The organism is Brachyspira murdochii DSM 12563 (assembly GCF_000092845.1).
Taxonomy (GTDB): domain Bacteria; phylum Spirochaetota; class Brachyspiria; order Brachyspirales; family Brachyspiraceae; genus Brachyspira; species Brachyspira murdochii.
Window position 1 is genome coordinate 1976454 of sequence record NC_014150.1, and the last position, 16609, is coordinate 1993062.

General features: G+C 28.0%; 17 protein-coding genes. 10 read left to right on the forward strand and 7 right to left on the reverse strand.

Features of this window, described 5'->3' with window-relative positions:
- Window positions 1-284: 284 nt before the first annotated feature.
- The gene (locus BMUR_RS08675) at window positions 285-1193 is read right to left on the reverse strand and encodes a DUF7638 domain-containing protein (RefSeq protein ID WP_013114197.1); all 909 of its coding nucleotides are present in this window, start codon (window positions 1191-1193) and stop codon (window positions 285-287) included.
- Window positions 1194-1325: 132 nt separating this feature from the next.
- Here BMUR_RS08675 and trmB point away from each other — a divergent pair, with 132 nt between their 5' ends.
- The 8 genes from trmB (at window position 1326) to BMUR_RS08715 (ending at window position 8373) form a co-directional block, all read left to right on the forward strand.
- Window positions 1326-1973: a tRNA (guanosine(46)-N7)-methyltransferase TrmB gene (gene trmB, locus BMUR_RS08680; RefSeq protein ID WP_013114198.1), complete on the forward strand. Its 648-nt coding sequence runs from the start codon at window positions 1326-1328 to the stop codon at window positions 1971-1973.
- Between the two features lie 19 nt (window positions 1974-1992).
- Window positions 1993-2979 carry an ABC transporter substrate-binding protein gene (locus BMUR_RS08685; RefSeq protein WP_013114199.1) on the forward strand — a complete coding sequence of 329 codons (987 nt, stop codon included), beginning with the start codon at window positions 1993-1995 and terminating at the stop codon, window positions 2977-2979.
- A gap of 211 nt (window positions 2980-3190) precedes the next feature.
- Window positions 3191-3385 (forward strand): 50S ribosomal protein L32, encoded by a 195-nt coding sequence (rpmF, locus tag BMUR_RS08690; protein ID WP_013114200.1) that lies wholly within the window; start codon window positions 3191-3193, stop codon window positions 3383-3385.
- A 28-nt stretch (window positions 3386-3413) separates the two neighbouring features.
- Window positions 3414-4433, forward strand: a complete 1020-nt coding sequence (plsX, locus tag BMUR_RS08695) for a phosphate acyltransferase PlsX (protein WP_013114201.1) — start codon at window positions 3414-3416, stop codon at window positions 4431-4433.
- Between the two features lie 42 nt (window positions 4434-4475).
- Entirely contained in the window at window positions 4476-5330 is an 855-nt protein-coding gene (locus BMUR_RS08700; RefSeq protein WP_013114202.1) for a 3-oxoacyl-ACP synthase III family protein, read from the forward strand.
- Between the two features lie 62 nt (window positions 5331-5392).
- On the forward strand, window positions 5393-6700 hold the full coding sequence (gene rsxC / locus BMUR_RS08705) for an electron transport complex subunit RsxC (RefSeq protein ID WP_013114203.1): 1308 nt from the start codon (window positions 5393-5395) through the stop codon (window positions 6698-6700).
- A 15-nt stretch (window positions 6701-6715) separates the two neighbouring features.
- Window positions 6716-7801 carry an RnfABCDGE type electron transport complex subunit D gene (locus BMUR_RS08710; protein WP_013114204.1) on the forward strand — a complete coding sequence of 362 codons (1086 nt, stop codon included), beginning with the start codon at window positions 6716-6718 and terminating at the stop codon, window positions 7799-7801.
- Complete coding sequence (locus BMUR_RS08715; RefSeq protein WP_013114205.1) at window positions 7801-8373, forward strand: FMN-binding protein; 573 nt, start codon at window positions 7801-7803, stop codon at window positions 8371-8373. Before BMUR_RS08710 ends, BMUR_RS08715 begins: the two co-directional genes overlap by 1 nt.
- A gap of 203 nt (window positions 8374-8576) precedes the next feature.
- On the opposite strand, the gene BMUR_RS08720 is transcribed toward BMUR_RS08715, so the two are convergent.
- Together BMUR_RS08720 and BMUR_RS08725 are read right to left on the reverse strand one after the other, a co-directional pair.
- On the reverse strand, window positions 8577-9428 hold the full coding sequence (locus BMUR_RS08720) for a hypothetical protein (RefSeq protein WP_013114206.1): 852 nt from the start codon (window positions 9426-9428) through the stop codon (window positions 8577-8579).
- A gap of 290 nt (window positions 9429-9718) precedes the next feature.
- Window positions 9719-10099 carry a PepSY-like domain-containing protein gene (locus BMUR_RS08725; protein WP_013114207.1) on the reverse strand — a complete coding sequence of 127 codons (381 nt, stop codon included), beginning with the start codon at window positions 10097-10099 and terminating at the stop codon, window positions 9719-9721.
- Window positions 10100-10456: 357 nt separating this feature from the next.
- On the opposite strand from BMUR_RS08725, the gene BMUR_RS08730 reads away from it, so the two are divergent.
- Together BMUR_RS08730 and BMUR_RS08735 are read left to right on the forward strand one after the other, a co-directional pair.
- Window positions 10457-11707, forward strand: coding sequence for a M14 family metallopeptidase (locus BMUR_RS08730; protein WP_083771111.1), 1251 nt, complete (start codon window positions 10457-10459; stop codon window positions 11705-11707).
- 41 nt (window positions 11708-11748) lie between these two features.
- Window positions 11749-12165: a secondary thiamine-phosphate synthase enzyme YjbQ gene (locus BMUR_RS08735; RefSeq protein WP_013114209.1), complete on the forward strand. Its 417-nt coding sequence runs from the start codon at window positions 11749-11751 to the stop codon at window positions 12163-12165.
- Between the two features lie 225 nt (window positions 12166-12390).
- Here the strand turns inward: BMUR_RS08735 and BMUR_RS08740 are convergent, their stop codons facing one another.
- From BMUR_RS08740 to BMUR_RS08755, 4 genes are all read right to left on the reverse strand, one after another.
- Window positions 12391-12804 carry a hypothetical protein gene (locus BMUR_RS08740; RefSeq protein ID WP_013114210.1) on the reverse strand — a complete coding sequence of 138 codons (414 nt, stop codon included), beginning with the start codon at window positions 12802-12804 and terminating at the stop codon, window positions 12391-12393.
- 51 nt (window positions 12805-12855) lie between these two features.
- On the reverse strand, window positions 12856-15150 hold the full coding sequence (locus tag BMUR_RS08745) for an RNA ligase (protein ID WP_013114211.1): 2295 nt from the start codon (window positions 15148-15150) through the stop codon (window positions 12856-12858).
- A gap of 35 nt (window positions 15151-15185) precedes the next feature.
- Complete coding sequence (locus tag BMUR_RS08750; protein ID WP_008727960.1) at window positions 15186-15686, reverse strand: NUDIX hydrolase; 501 nt, start codon at window positions 15684-15686, stop codon at window positions 15186-15188.
- Window positions 15687-15800: 114 nt separating this feature from the next.
- Window positions 15801-16607 carry a M55 family metallopeptidase gene (locus tag BMUR_RS08755; protein WP_013114212.1) on the reverse strand — a complete coding sequence of 269 codons (807 nt, stop codon included), beginning with the start codon at window positions 16605-16607 and terminating at the stop codon, window positions 15801-15803.
- Between the last annotated feature and the right edge of the window lie 2 nt (window positions 16608-16609).

Sequence of the window (16609 nt, forward strand, 5' to 3'; positions counted from 1 at the left end):
TTATATTTTTTAAACTACTCTATATTTTAAGTTTTGTTATACGTGCGTTTTGCAGATTATGAATTAAAAAAACGCTTGGGTGGGTGCTAATATTTCTGTTTTGGTTTTAAAAAAATAATAAAGCATAAATATTTTAATAAAGTGCTTAACTATAGTGGGCGGGGATTAGTATAATTTCTAAAGTAAAAAAATTATTTTAATATTCATCTTAATTTTTATTTTAGAAGCTGCTTATCTTATAAAGCATCTATTAAAAAAAATTTTAAATTGGAAGTTATAATAATTCACACTTCTCTTTTTATATTAGGAGTGTATATTATTCTTCTGAAATCGTAATCTTTATCGTCCATATCTCCTAAAAATATTCTTTCATGTTCTGGTACTTTTTCATAAGCCTCTTTTAATAATTCTCTATTATAATCTGAAGGATATGCAAGATAAGTATGATATTGTTTTACGGCACAATCAAAAGCACTTTCTTTTCCTGAAATCTTTTTTATATTTTCTTCTATCTCTTTTAATTTTTCTTTTTTGTTTGTGTATTTTAAAGTAGATTTTAATTTAAGTTTGCAAAGGTTTTCTATTATTATAGTATCATCTTCTTTGGGGTATAGAAGAAGTTCATTTTTATTAAACATAGTTTTTATATTATTGAAAGAATATATTTTTTCATCATCATAAATTGTATAGCAAGTTAAAAATATTTCTTTGCTAGATGCATAATTACTAGATTTTCTAAATATAAAATAACTTTTTCCTTCTGATAAATCATATCCAAATTGAGCTTTCATTTTAAAATTAATAGGATTTACCATAAATGACACTTTTAAACTTTCCCATTTTTTTATTTCTCTTTCAGTTGTTCTATAAATGTTCTCCATCTCTGGATTCATTTCTTTTAATATGCTTTTAATATAATCATAGAAATCATCTTTATGAAACCACTCTGATTCTAAAATTTTAAAATCTCCTATACCATGAATATTCAATTCTTCATTATTTTCTATATATGATACAACCCATTTTATTTTTAATTCTTTTTCAAATTGGTAAATATCAAATTTAAACCAAGCACTTACTATGCCGTCTTCATAAACTGATAGATTGAAAAGAAAGTAATTACCGTTTTTTATAATGCCGAAAAAACTTCTTCCTTCTATTTTTTGATTTCTGTATATATTATTTTTCTTCATATGATAAATATATATTTTAATTCTAATTAGTCAATGAAATATATAATTAATTTTTATATATTTATATACCATATTGACATAATGATTAAGTAATAATATCATTCAAATAAAATAATAATATGGAGTTATACATTGAGAAATTTAAATCTTAATGATGATATATTAAAAGAATATTTGCTTGATGATTTTAATAATGAAGATAGTTCTTTAATAGCAGATGAATTATCAAAAAGATTGGCTAATTATGATATAAGAGAATTAGAAATAGGATGCGGCAATGGAAAATTTATCACAGAGCTTGCTATGAATAATAAAGATAAATATTTTGTAGGAATAGAGTATTCATATAAAGCTGCTAAAAAGGCCGTATCAAAGGCTTATAAGAGAGATATAAAAAATCTTACTATTATATTTGGAGAGGCCAATAATGTTATAGATAAATATTTAAACGGCGAATATGTTTTTGATAAAATATATTTGAACTTTCCAGATCCTTGGCCTAAGAAGAAGCATGCCCATAGAAGAATATTTAACAAAGAGTTTTTAAATAAAATATACCCTTTGCTTAAAGATGACGGAATATTTTATTCAGTTACAGATGATGATAATTATGCTTTGGAAATAATGAATCCTATATATAAAGAGGTTAATAATTTTAAGAATATTTTAGATAATGATTATGTTCATAAACTTGAAGGCTACGGAGTTACGCTTTATGAGGAGAAGATGAGAGCTATTGGACATGATATATATTTTTTTGCTCATATAAAGAATATATGATTAGGTTTTTATATTTATTATGAAATTAATCAAATTAGTTAATTGTTTTATACTTCTATTTATTTTAGTTTCCTGTGTTAGCGAGGATTATGATGATAAACCCGTTATAGTAAGCATAATAAAGGAAGAAAATACAAAAAAATTTAATGCTATAGAAAAAGGACTAATAGATCAAATATCATTAGATAAACTTAATGTAAAAATTAACTTCTATATTTCAAACGGAGATGATGCTTCTATTATAGAAATAGCCAATAATGTGCGTGAGGATAATTCTAGTATAGCAGTTGTTATAGGAGAGAAGGCTGTTTTACTTTCTATGAATATAATAGTACCTCAGTCTATATTATTTGCAGGCTGTTTTGATAATTTATCTTTATCTTCTATAGAAAAAAGCAGAGTTCAGAATAATAATATTACAGGAGTTTACGGCAATTTGGATATTACTAAATATTTAAAAAGAATATCTGAAAGCGATGTGAATAGTTTGGGCTATTTGTATAGTAAAAACTTTGAAGTTTCTGATAATATTTCTGAATATTTAGCCAAATACTGCAGCAATGAAAATATTCATTATTATCCTATAGCTTTAGAAGCAGATTATACTATAAATGATATAGAGAATATTATATCCTCTTTAGATATAGATTATTTATTTATAGCTAAAGATGATTATATAGATGATAATATTTATAATATAGATAATTTATGCGGTAAATATTCTATACCAATAATAAATACTGATATAGAAAATGCCTTAAATACGGACATACTTTTTTCACTTGACTGTAATTATTATTATTTAGGAAGAAAACTTGCAGAACTTTTAAAAGAGGTTATTGATAATGAAGGCAGTACAGATTCTATAGATTTTATTGAAGTTTCTGATTCATACAGAATACTTATCAATAAAGATACAGCAAAATTATACAGAATAAACTTTACAGATAAAATATTGGATGATAGTTATTTTATAGTAGAAGATAAAAATGTTATAAGAAAATAAACTCTGTCCGTATTTTTATAGTATTCATTTTAATAATGTGTTTAATGTATAAAATAATTGTATAAAGTTTTTATAATAAGTGCTATATTATGTTAATTCTGCTTGACAAAATTGCCGCTTCATAGTATGATAGTCTATACTTTATATTGTAAAATGCAACTATTATCTATTTTTAGTTAATAGTCTCTAATAAATTTTAAGGAGAAATAAAATGGCAGTACCAAAGCATAGAAAATCGAAATCTAAAAAAAGATCAAGACAAGCCGCTAATGATAAAAGATTCTTAGGTTCATTATCAATCTGTCCTCAATGCGGAGCAGAAAGAATGCCTCATAGAATTTGTCCTGAATGCGGTTTCTATAAAGACAGAGTAGTAAAAGCTCCAAAAAGCCAAAATGCAGGCTGATAAAAATTAAAATTAACTAGGAAATATTATGAATTTAGCCATAGATGTAGCCAGCGGAGAGAAACCTCTCGAAGAATTAGTTCTTGGAGCAGTTAATGCTTTATCAGTAAATAATGATGTTAATTTAATATTAGTGGGCAATGAGAAAAGTATTACTAAAGTTTTATCTAAAGCAAAATATGATCATAAACGTGTAGATATAAGACATACAGATGAAATAATAGATATGAATGAAAGTCCTGCTAATGGTATAAAGCATAAAAAGAATGCTTCAGTTTTGATGGCTGCCCGTTTGGTTAAAGATAAAGAAGCTGACGGATTTTTCTCTCCGGGCAATACAGGAGCTACACTTGCTGCTGCTCTTACAGAAATAGGTCGTTTAAAAGGGGTTATGCGTCCTCCGCTTATATCTACGCTTCCGAAATTCGGCGGCGAGTTTTGTATGCTTGATATGGGTGCTAATGTGGATTGTACTCCGGACTATATGGCACAGTTTGCTGTTATGGGCAGGGTATTTGCAAAAAGATATTTAAAGATAGAAAATCCTAGAGTTGGTCTTCTTAATATAGGCGAAGAAGACTCCAAAGGTAATGCAGATACTAAAAAGTTTTTTGAACGCCTTCAGAAAATGAAAAAAATAAACTTTATAGGTAATGTTGAACCTAATGATATGCTCAAGTCTGATTGTGTAGATGTTGTGGTTGCTGACGGGTTTGACGGTAATATAGTTTTAAAAACTATAGAGGGTACAGCAGCTTTTGTTGTAAATATGCTAAAAGCTGAAGTTAAGAAAAATCCTGTAAGTGTTATGGGCGGGCTTATGATGAAGCCTGTATTCGGTAATTTGAAATCAAAAATGAGTTCTGATTCTTATGGTTCTGCTATACTATTAGGCTTAAACGGCGGTGCTTTTGTGGGTCATGGCAAAACAAGCGGAGTAGGTATGAAAAATGCTGTGCTTAATATGTATAGATTCTTGGATGCTAAAATTAATGAAAAGATAGCTAAAGAACTATATGATTCCGGAGCTAAAAGAAGAATATTCTAATAAAAAGAATATATTGATTATTGTTATTAAAGGAATTTTGTAATGGTATACATTAAATCTTGTAAAAGCATTTATAAAAAAGAGCAAACCAATATGGCTGCTTCTGATTTAGCTTTGATTCCCATTAATGAGGTTATAAAAGATATAGATGTTTCTGAAATAGATGCTATTATTTGTGCCACTGTTACTAAAGATTATGTTTATCCTTCTACTGCATGTATATTAGCAGGAAAAATTAAGGCTTCTAATGCTTTTTGCTTTGATATAGAAAGTGATTTTACCGGATTTTTATCAGCATTGAGATTAGCTTATGCTTTTGTAAAGAGTAATAGATATAAAAATATTTTGGTTGCAGCAGTTGAATCATTCTATATATGTGATGATAAAGATAGATTTGATGATGCAAGTGTAGCTGTTCTAGTTACCAATGAAAAGTCTGATATACAAATAGATTTTATAGATTCTGTAACTGACGGAAGTGCTTTAGAAAACTGCTATATACCTATGGGCGGAACTGCTAAGCCTTATACTAAAGAAGGTGTATTAAATAAAGAACACTTCATATCTATAAAAGACAGCAGCATCTTTGAAGAAGAGGCAAAAAAAGCTGCTTTATATGTTAAAGATGTTTTATCTTCTAATAATATAGAGCCTAACTATTATATACCTTCCTACTCAAGTAAAGCTGCTTATGATAATTTTGTTAATGCTCTATCAGTAGATAAGGATATAGTATATTCAAAAATGGAAGATGCCCATTCTTCTTTAAGTGCTTCTTCTGGTGTGGCATTGTCTATGGCTTTGGAAGATGGGTTTATTAAAAAAAATAGTAAGGTAGCTGTATGCGGTTACGGAAGCGGTTATACCAAATCTGTAGCTGTTATTTCTATAAATTAAACAAATATAATTAAATTAATAATAGTGTTTTAATTAATTTGATTAAATGAAGGATTGATAATATGAAATTAGGTAAATTTCGTTTTGGCGGAGTACATCCAAATGATAGTAAAGATACTGCCGAAATCTCTTCATCTGCTCTTTCTGTATTACCTAAAACTGTTTTAATATCTATGGCTCAGCATATAGGTGCTCCTGCTAAAATGTTAAAAAATAAAGGTGATAAAATAAACAGAGGTGAGCTTATAGGCGAGGCAGGAGGTTATGTTTCCGGTAATGTTCATTCCTCTGTTACTGGAACTGTTGCTTCTGTAGATATAGCTCCTAATCCTTTGGGACGCGGTGCTAATGCTTTACTTATTAATGCTGACAGTGCTGCTGACAATTTGGCATACTATGAAAACTCAAATTATATGTCATTATCAGCAGAAGAAATGTCTAAAAAGATACAGGCGGCTGGTATAGTTGGTATGGGAGGTGCTACTTTCCCTACTAATGTTAAAGTTGATGGTGCTGCTAAGGGCGGCTGTGATACTTTGGTTATCAATGGTGTAGAATGCGAACCTTATATTACAAGCGACTATAGGCTTATGATAGAATATACCCAAGATTTATTTAAGGGTATTGAAATATTAAGAAAAATTATTCCTTCTGTAAAAAGAACTGTTATTGGTATAGAAAATAACAAGCCTAAAGCTATAGAAGAAATGACAAAAATAGGAAAAGAGTATAATGTTGAGGTTATGCCTTTAAGACTTCGCTATCCTCAAGGTGCTGAAAAAATGCTTATTGATGCTACTACTGGAAGAGTTGTCCCAGTGAGCAAACTTCCTATGGATGTTGGAGTTTTAGTTGTTAATGTGGCTACTCTTTACGCTATATATGAGGCTGTTGCTAAGGATAAGCCTCTTATAGAAAGACTTGTTACTGTTTCCGGAGATGCTATAAAAGAACATAAAAATGTTTGGCTTCCTCTTGGTACTCCTATTTCACATGTTGTAGAAGAGTGCGGCGGTATTACTGCTGAAAATGTTCTTATACTCGCAGGCGGTCCTATGATGGGTACAAGCGTTCCTAATACAGATCAATGTGTTAATAAAGGTACTAACTCTCTTCTTTTCTTGGATAAAGATAAAATGCCTAAAGAGGTAGAATATCCTTGTATTAAATGCGGAAGATGCGGAAATGCCTGTCCTTTGAGATTATCTCCTACTGAAATCGCACACACTGCTAAAGCTAAAATTAAAGATAAATTAAATGATTTGGATATAGCAACTTGTTTTGAATGCGGAAGCTGTTCATACATATGTCCTTCAAAGATTCCTTTGGTGCAGTGGATTAGATTTGGTAAAGATTTGTTAAGAAGATAAATTAAGGAGATAATAATGAAATTTTACACAGAATCATCTCCTCATATAAAAGACGGAGATACTACTAATAAGATAATGCTAAGAGTAATTATAGCTCTTTTACCTGCAGTTATATATAGTATTGTTTTGTTTGGGGCAAGAGTTATAGTTTTATATCTTGCTGCTATTATAACTTGTATTGTTTCTACTATAATAGTAAAAAAAGTAAGAAAAAAACCTTTGATTCCAGATTATGCTGTAACAGTTACTGCTATACTTCTTGTTATGACGCTTCCTCCTTCTGCTACTATTACTATGGTTGTAATAGGAAGTGTAATAGCGATAGTTTTTGCTAAAGAAGTTTTCGGCGGATTAGGTTCTAATATATTCAATCCGGCTTTGGTAGGAAGAGCTTTTCTTCAGGTGGCTTTTCCTGCTCAAATGACTATGTATACTCCTCCTAAAAATGTTCCTTTCTTAGGGGTGTTTGAAAATATACTTAAAGATTTCACTCTTACAGTTTCAGGGGCAAGTCAGTCTTTGGATGCAGTAAGTGCTTTAACTTCTGCTACTCCTTTAACTTTCCTAAAATACAATTCTATTGATTTCGGAGGTACTTTAGCTTCTCAAATACAAGTAGAATCACACTATTATTTACAGATGTTATTAGGAAGTACAGCAGGTGCTATAGGTGAAACTTCATTCTTACTTCTTCTAATAGGCGGAATATTCCTCCTAATTACTAATACTATAGACTGGAGAATACCTCTAGGAATGTTTATTTCTTTGGTAGTTGTTAGCTTCCTTCTTTGTTTGGCTATGCCGGGTAAAGTTGCTTCTCCTATATATCAAGTATTAGCAGGCGGTTTCGGACTTGGTGCTTTCTTTATGGCTACTGATATGGTTACTTCACCTTCAAGTCATTTGGGAGCTTGGATATATGCTCTTTTAATAGGTGCTGTTCTTGCTATATTAAGAACTTTTGGTTCTTCTCCAGAGTATATGATGTATTCTATACTTATAGGTAATATGTTTATGCCTTTGATTGCTATGCTTACTCGTCCTTTGCCTTTCGGTAAAAAAGAGTTCCTTGCTATTAATCAGAAAGAAGGAGGTAAATAATGAAAAAAGAAGTTGGTTATACTGCTGTTATTTCAGTTACTATTACTGCATTGCTTGCTGGTTTTTTACTTTCATTTGTGTATTCTTCTTTTGAAAAAGATATATTAGCTAACAATGAAAAAACTGTACTCAATGGTGTAAAAGCTGTTATTGAGGGTGCTGATGAGCTTGAAGGTCCTCTAACAGAAAACTCTGCATATCCATACTATATAGGAAGAAAAGCTGATGGCACTATAGTAGGTTATGCTATGCTTTCTTCAGCAGGCGGATATAATGGAGAGAATAAAGTGCTTGTTGGTTTTGATGCCAATATAGATACTATTACTGCTATAGTTGTTACTGAACAGGCTGAAACTCCGGGGCTTGGTGCTAAAATTACTGAAGCTAGTTTTAGAGATCAGTTTAAAGGACAAAGCTCTATTATTCCTTTAAGTGTTGTAAAAGGAATAAAGCCGGAAGATGCCATTGAATCACAGATTGCTGCTATAAGCGGTGCAACTATATCTTCTACTTCAGTTGTTAATGCTGTTAATAGTGCTAAAGATGAGGCTGTTAATTTATTTAAAAATTAAGTTATATATATTCTTAAATTAAAGGCTTATAAGATGTGTATATTCATTTTATAAGCCTTTTATATTTATTATTTGTGTATCATAAAACAATGCATTTAGTTTTTTAAACGGTTTAATCTCAATAAGAAATTAAATAAAACACAATTTTATATTATTAATAGACTTTTACAATAAAAAAGATAAGAGACTGCTATATTTATTCCTTAATCTTTTGAATATTGAATATTATCTGGAGATATTATAGTTTCTTTCTCTATATACTTAGCTGAAATAGGTACATTATCATATCTTAATTTTATATCAAGTTTACGGTTATAATCAGCATATAAGAAATATAGATTAGGCAATATACTGTCATTATTATGATGGCTTTTTATCCAAATGCCGTCATATAAAAGACCTTGAAATATTGTATACTCATCTATTTGACCTATACTTCCCCAGCTTCCTTCAAAGAAAACAGAAGGTATTTTTACCTTTACTTTATCATTTTCAGAATATGTAACAAAATCTTTATTTATATCTAAAGTTCTTTTTAATCCGTTTTTATCTGTATTAACTCTTGTACCGTAGAAATGAGCATCTATTCCTTTTTTTTCTCCGGGTGCCTTATCTATAATTCCGCATATTATATCTGAAGTTGTTCTATTTTTTATATAAACATAACCAACTGTTTCATCATAAATTGGAAAATGAATCTCTCCAACCCATTTTCCATCACTTATGATATATCCGAAATACCTTTGATAATATATATTACTTTCCTCTTTTTCACAGCTATAAATACTGTCTTTTGAAAAATTAACATTCTCTGATTTATTAGAAACTACCAAATTATTAATTGATCCATCAGATATGTAAACATCTACAGCTTTTGCTCCTTTATAATCCGAATTAAAAAATTTCCAAACAGCATTATATTTACTGTCAATACCTTTAACAGTGTATTTAGTCTCTTCAAGAATCGGACTAGTTACATTATTATTTTTTTTGCTGCAGCTTACTGTCATTAATAAAAATATAAATGACAAAATATAGATTGTTTTTTTTATCATAATATTTTATTCCTCTTGTATTACAACTTTAATTTAATAAAAATACTATCATATTAAATAAATACAATCTACCATGATTATTTAATAAAAATTATTATTAGGCAATAATCTTTTACAATTATTTGTATTTTATAAAAAATTATAATAATTTAGGTATATCTATATATATTTTTTACATATTTGAAATAGCAGATGATTTTTTGTGTTATATTTGATAATAAAAAAGCCTGAATCCTTTTACAGAACTCAGACTTTTATAATAAAAAAGTTAAAGAGATACAATAATAAAATTATGCAAGTAGTATTTCGCCGTTATGTCTTATGCATAATTCTAATGAATTAGTTAATTTTATTCTGTAAAACTCTATTCTTTTATTAATTTCAAATACATAAGCATTTTTATATTTTTTCATTATGCTTTTTACTTTATGTGCTATATTTTTAGGAAGTATATTTTCAGATAATTTATCATCGCTGCTTATATAATTCCAAGAACCGTTTTTATCAAAGTTTATATATATTCCATTGCTCAATTTTATTTCATATTCATCTTTAACTTTATCAATATAAACTATTTTTGCTTTACTGTAATTAACAGCTATAAAATTTCTTATATTTTCTGGAAGTTTACTAGGTGTTATTTTTATAAAAAGTCTTAAATTATTAGTCATTTGTATCTCCTTAATTGGTTATTGTAAAATCTCTTTACATTTATTATTATAGCAGAGAGCATGTTTTTTGCAATATTATTTTACAATTATTTTACAAAATTTTTACAAATATAAAATAAATTAGATATTCGTAATACATATCATACATATTCTGCTGTATTTGTAAAAATAATGTAAATAAAATCTGTTAAAAACTGTAGTTTCTTGATAATTACACTATTAAACTAGCATAAATATGGCGTATTTTTGATATTTACAGAATATATAATAATATTTTTTTACAAAACTTTTTTATTTAAAGCATTTTTATATTAATTCGATAACTAAAGCGATACTTTAAATATAACGGCTTTTACTATGAAAATTATTAAATACATATTAATATACTCTTTTATGATAACATTAAGCAATCTGCTATTTGCTAATAGTTTCAAAGTAATATCAAGACAGGGAGAGGCATCTGTAATAGTTAATGAAGAGCATGCTGATATAGATGTTAAAAAAAGTTTTCCAGACGATTATTTCTCAATATCTACAAAAGAGGAATCATATTTGGTAATAGATAATGGGGAGAAATCTATTATACTTATGCCGAGTTCAAAACTAACATACGAAAGCAGCAATTTTACTTTGCATTCTGGGTATATGTATATAAAAAGCAAACATAATGATGATATTAATATGACTATAACAAAAGATGAAAGAGGATATGATTTTAAAGGAAAATCATTTGCTGTTGTAGCATATGATGATGAAATATCAGTAATAACATATAATAACGCCGTAAAAATAACTCCTTCATCATCTTTAGGTGTAAGCTATTTTTTGGAGCCTAATCATAAAACTTCTATAATACCTATTCTTGACGGACCATACAGAACAACAGAAAATGAAAAATCGTTAATAGAAAGCGTATCAAGACAATTAGAAATGGAAGTTGCAAGCCATCTTAATGAAGATATAGACAGATATAATTTCAAGATAATGGAAGGAACAAAAAATGAAAACACAATATATAGAGTAGTTCACCCAGAAAAAGGACCTAATATATTTTTGATAGTTCCGCATGGAAGCGAAAGAGTAGGAACTGATGTTGCTATGGAAAGAATTAATATGCCTATAAAAAAAGGAAGCCTTACTATAGTGCCTATTGCCGTACCTGAAGCATACAGAAAAAATACTAGGGCAATAGAGGGACAGGATATTAATAACAGATTCTTTGATAAAAAAGTGAGCAGAACCGATACGGATAAATTAGCTAAAGAGTATATGAAAATGCTTGATGAATATGATATAGATGTGGTGCTTACTCTTCATGAGGGCAATGGATTTAAAGAGTTTTTCGGAGATTCTATTATATATGACAGCAGAAAATTAGATGATAAAGTTGTGAGTGTGCTTAATAATATTAATTCAAGAATAGAGCCTATGAAATTTAAATTCAGACAAATGTATTATCCTATGCCTACTACTATAACATATTATGCTGCTAAAAAAAATATAGAATCTTTTGGAATAGAATTAACTAGAAATTTGGATTATGATAAAAAAAGAATAATTATGCATACTATATTAAGCGAATTCTTAAAAATATACGGTATGGAATAATATTTAATAAAAAAATATAAAAATATAACTTGGAGAAAATAATGAAATCTTACAGAAAAGTATTAGAAATAAATTACCCTAAAAGAAGAGGATATATCAATATAACACCAGAGGTACAAAAATGTTTAGATGAAAGCGGCATAAAAGAGGGACTAGTTTTATGCAATGCCATGAATATAACAGCAAGCGTATTTATAAATGATGATGAAAGCGGACTTCATAATGATTTTGAAGTGTGGCTTGAAAAATTAGCTCCGGAAAAGCCTCATATCCAATATAAACATAACGGATACGAAGATAATGCTGATGCTCATATGAAAAGACAATTAATGGGAAGAGAGGTTGTTGTAGCTGTTACAGATGGGAAATTAGATTTCGGAACTTGGGAGCAAATTTTTTACGGTGAATATGACGGAAAAAGATTAAAAAGAGTATTAATAAAAATCATAGGCGAATGATTATTGATTATATATAAAAATAAACTATCATATTTTTTATATCAGCTAAATATTATGAGTTAAACACTATTGACATTATACTATACTTGGGTATAATACTATAAAAAATACAAGTACGGAGTTATTTTATATATATGTGAGGAATTAGCTGCATAATCGGGCTGATTATATTTGTAGTAGTGAGTTTAATAGAGAAGATTAAAGGAAAAAAAGAATAAATTATACTTACTCTTTTGAATATTTTTCAATAAGTTCATCTATTAATTTTATTTTATCCTTATTTTTTATATGATAAAATTTACCTATAGTAGCAGGAAAATAATCTTCTTCTTTAAGTTTATATATTTTTACTTTCGCTGCTATTACCCAATCTGAAATATTTATCCTCTCTATTTCATTTTTATTAAATTTAATATCAAATTTATCTAAAGAATCAGAATCAGTTTTAGCAATAGCAACGGCAACTGTGGTAAGTCCGTCTGCTATCATTATTTTTGTGCCTTTAAAAAACTTTTTTTCTTTTACTTTTTGCACTCCAGCTTTCACTTCAGCAAATACTATATTATGATTATAAAATATATCAAGAAGTTTTATCTCTCCTTCTTTTCCTCTTCTGCTTCCAAACTTCACATACTGCATTTTTATTCTCCTAAAAAATTATTAATTCATTAAATTAAACTAATTCATATTTTATTTAAGCTCATCTAAAACTTCATTATAACTTTTTAATACTTCATCTATAGTAAGACTTCTCCATTCTTTTAATTTATTTTCTCTTTTATATTTATTAAATATTTTATTTCCAGTAAAAATAACATGCTGATTAGGATAATGAATATTTAATGAATGACTTAATCTATTTAAACGCATAGCCTCTGATCTTAATGCCTTCTTAATAATATAAAAAGGACATTTTACTTTTACCATAAATCCATTATCATCTTCAAATACCACACCCTCATAGTCTATAGAAAAATCATCAATATATTTATAAAACATTTTTTTTATATAATTATTATATTCATCTCTTGAAATATTATCATCTGGTTTTTCAAATATTTCTATTCTCTCTTTTATTTGAAACTGCGATGATATTTCTTTATCTGATAACTCTTCATAGGATAATTTTCTAAAACTCTCTTCATTGTATATAATATCAAGTAAAACCAATAAAGATTTATCATAAACAATAGGGTGGGAAGAATCTTTTAAGTGTATGCATTCAAATACAAATGTGGTATTATTTTTTTTACAGTATTCTTTTATAAAGTTTTTGTTTTCTTCAGTTAATAAACTTTCTGCCCAAGAGGTCATCTTTGTATTGATAGAACTTTTTGTAGCAAATATTAACTCATCTCTTATTTTATCCAAAAATACCAAAAATAAATATCCGTTATATTTTTTGTATACGCTTACTGGAAACTTTATATTTTTCTCTAAACTTTTTAATTTAGTTTCATTAACTTCATCATAATTAAAAAATTTATTATAGCTTCTTCCTGCTATTTCTTTAGTATCATTATATCTGTATAATCCTCTTGCTTTAATAGTCTGTTCATTCCATAATCTTTTATAAAACACACTCTCTGAAAAATTAGTTGAATAAACTGTATCATAATATTTAAAGCGTACAAGATTATTATTTTCTGTATCAAATAAATCATCTATCTTTTTATCATTTTGATAATGCTCTACAGATAAATCATTCAAATTCAAAATTATCAAATCCTCCCCATACTCAACAGAGTTTTCTATACAATAGGCATTATCATTTATTTTGCATAAATTATCTTCTAATTCACTTTGAAGTACATTTCTATGACCGAATATCTGAATAATATCATTGTGATTTTCTTTAAATCTGTTTCCTGCTTCTATGTAAGATTTATACTTGTCTTCATCATAATTATATCCATATGTTACAATTCCATTTAAAAGAGAAGCTGGTATATGCTCGTACATTTTATCTATACCTGAATGATTAACAAAAAATTTCTTGCCTTTAAAAGTGAAGAAATAATAAAGTCTGAATCTCTTATAAAAACTTCTTATTTTCTTTTTGTAATTATTTAATTCTATTTCATTTAATATTTTCTCTTCTATAACATTATTATTATCATCTTTTGATTGCCTTATACTTGTAAATGATTGCTTTATCTCTCTATAAGTAGTTTTATAAAACTCCTGACTTGTAACTTTTATATCATTAGCAAAGAAATTTAAGTTCACATCATGATTGCCTTCTATAAAATAAACATTACTTCCTATATCATTATTAAGGAAATAATCAATCAATTCTTTTGATTTACTTCCTCTGTCTATCAAATCGCCTGCAAATATATAAGCTATTTTCTCATCTTTAAAATAATTCTCTTTTTTTAAAAATTTTTTAAATACATCATATTCGCCATGCAAATCTGGTATTACTTTTATATTATCATATTTTTCAAACTCTTTTTCATTTAAATAAAAACTGTCCCATTTTGAAGCCTCAAGCAATGCAGTTTCAGCACTGTCATAATCCGAAGCCTTATAAATATTAGCTCCAGACAATTTAAAATCTTTCATACGCATAAAAAAGTCTTTTATAACTTCTTCTGATATATTATTTCCAACTTCTCTATTTCTTACATTATCAATGCATTCTTTAAGAGATACATTATCAAATAAAACAGCAGCTATTCTGTATCCGTATTTTTTGGCAAGCTCTGTAATACTCTTCAAATTAAAAAGCCCAGTACTGTCTAATATAGTAAATAGCCCCAAACGAAATCTATTTTCTAATATGCTTAATATTAAATTATTCCAAATATAAGAATTGTCTTTTTCAGAAATAGAAAGCCCATTTTCTCCATCTGGAAAAATACCTGAATATAATATTCTTAAACTATCAGAACTTACACTGTAATTTTCAAGTTTAGCTTTTTTTATTGTGTAAGTTTTACCGCTTCCCTGAGCTCCTACTGTTATAATTAATACTTTCAATTTAAACCTCTTTTAATCATTAAACTATTTTTTTATTATTTAAGTTTATCATAAATATCATAAAAATATCTTATAGAAGATACAATTTTTTTGTTTTTGCACATCTCAAAATATTTTTCTCTGTCTACTATCATAGCTTCACTTACTTCATTTTCCTGCAAAATTAAATTTTCTAATTTTACATCTCTTCTAAACATAAAGGCATCTATTATAGTTTTTGAACGCTCCAGTATAAAAGAAGTTAAAAATATACCTTCTTCTTTTTCAAATGACAAACCAATCTCCTCTTTAATCTCTCTTATAGCTCCTTCAATACTGCTTTCCCCAGTAAGTATAGAGCCTTCTGTACATTCCCATTTATTAGGACATATTTTTTTACTTTTGTGCCTTTTAGTCATTATAACTTCATCATTACTATTTACCACCCAAGCATGTATAACTATATGATATTCATTTTTTCTTAAAGGAAGTCCCCTTTGATGAATGCGTCCTGTTTTTTGCTTGTTTCTATTATAAACGTCCCAAATCTCTGTCATAGTATTTTCCATAAATAAATTAAATAATAATTCTTGATAATAAAAAAGCCCCCTTAAAAAGACTTATTTTTTAAGAAGGCTTTCATAAGTTATCGGACTTTTATATTATAAAATTTATAATATAAATTTCAAGGCTCTTAATATCTCATAATAGTCATTATTTTCAAAAACTACAGTGGTATCATTAATTTTTTTAGCATTAGGATAGAATGATACTTTATGAGCATATCCATGTTCTTTATAGCAAACTTCAAGTTTAAAATGATTAGGAAGTTTTAATAATTTGCCCTTAAAATCCTGACTTAATGCTTCTTTAGTCTTTTCTTTAATCATTTTTACCATTAAATTTGGAGAATAATTAATAGTAGAATATCCTATACCCTCTTTTACAGGAAGTGTTATTAAATTGGGGTGATTAGGATTCATCTTCATAGCTTCTTCACATAATCCTTTATCGCCAGACAAAAATACTGTAGGAACTTTCCTATAAGCTGCAGCATAACTAAAAAACATAAACTCGCTTGCCAAAACTTCATTAAGTTTCACATATACATTTCTATTATTCATAGTATGCGAAAGAGGATTATTTCCAATAGAAGCTGCATTATGATACCCTATAAACATAGCCGCATCAAAGCTCTCATCAATACCTTCTACCATAGAATAAGGATCTCCGCTCCATCTTCTATGTATCTTTACGCATTCCGGCAAAGCTGTTTGATCTATATTCATAGCAGAGTCATGTGCATCTTTTACAAATATTTCTTTAGCTCCTGCCGCTATAGCTCCTTCGCATGCTGCATTAACTTCTTTAGTCATTTGCAGAGTATGCTCTTTATAAGTTAAACTTCCTGCATCCGTATCTGGCCATTGTGTAGTTGTAGTAATTCCCTCAATATCCGCACTAATAAAAACTTTCATAT

Coding starts and splice junctions, on each gene's coding strand:
- BMUR_RS08675 (WP_013114197.1), bottom strand. CDS start 1,193: ATGAAGAAAAATAATATATACAGAAATCAAAAAATAGAAGGAAGAAGT.
- BMUR_RS08685 (WP_013114199.1), top strand. CDS start 1,993: ATGAAATTAATCAAATTAGTTAATTGTTTTATACTTCTATTTATTTTA.
- rpmF (WP_013114200.1), top strand. CDS start 3,191: ATGGCAGTACCAAAGCATAGAAAATCGAAATCTAAAAAAAGATCAAGA.
- plsX (WP_013114201.1), top strand. CDS start 3,414: ATGAATTTAGCCATAGATGTAGCCAGCGGAGAGAAACCTCTCGAAGAA.
- BMUR_RS08700 (WP_013114202.1), top strand. CDS start 4,476: ATGGTATACATTAAATCTTGTAAAAGCATTTATAAAAAAGAGCAAACC.
- rsxC (WP_013114203.1), top strand. CDS start 5,393: ATGAAATTAGGTAAATTTCGTTTTGGCGGAGTACATCCAAATGATAGT.
- BMUR_RS08710 (WP_013114204.1), top strand. CDS start 6,716: ATGAAATTTTACACAGAATCATCTCCTCATATAAAAGACGGAGATACT.
- BMUR_RS08715 (WP_013114205.1), top strand. CDS start 7,801: ATGAAAAAAGAAGTTGGTTATACTGCTGTTATTTCAGTTACTATTACT.
- BMUR_RS08720 (WP_013114206.1), bottom strand. CDS start 9,428: ATGATAAAAAAAACAATCTATATTTTGTCATTTATATTTTTATTAATG.
- BMUR_RS08725 (WP_013114207.1), bottom strand. CDS start 10,099: ATGACTAATAATTTAAGACTTTTTATAAAAATAACACCTAGTAAACTT.
- BMUR_RS08730 (WP_083771111.1), top strand. CDS start 10,457: ATGAAAATTATTAAATACATATTAATATACTCTTTTATGATAACATTA.
- BMUR_RS08735 (WP_013114209.1), top strand. CDS start 11,749: ATGAAATCTTACAGAAAAGTATTAGAAATAAATTACCCTAAAAGAAGA.
- BMUR_RS08740 (WP_013114210.1), bottom strand. CDS start 12,804: ATGCAGTATGTGAAGTTTGGAAGCAGAAGAGGAAAAGAAGGAGAGATA.
- BMUR_RS08750 (WP_008727960.1), bottom strand. CDS start 15,686: ATGACAGAGATTTGGGACGTTTATAATAGAAACAAGCAAAAAACAGGA.
- BMUR_RS08755 (WP_013114212.1), bottom strand. CDS start 16,607: ATGAAAGTTTTTATTAGTGCGGATATTGAGGGAATTACTACAACTACA.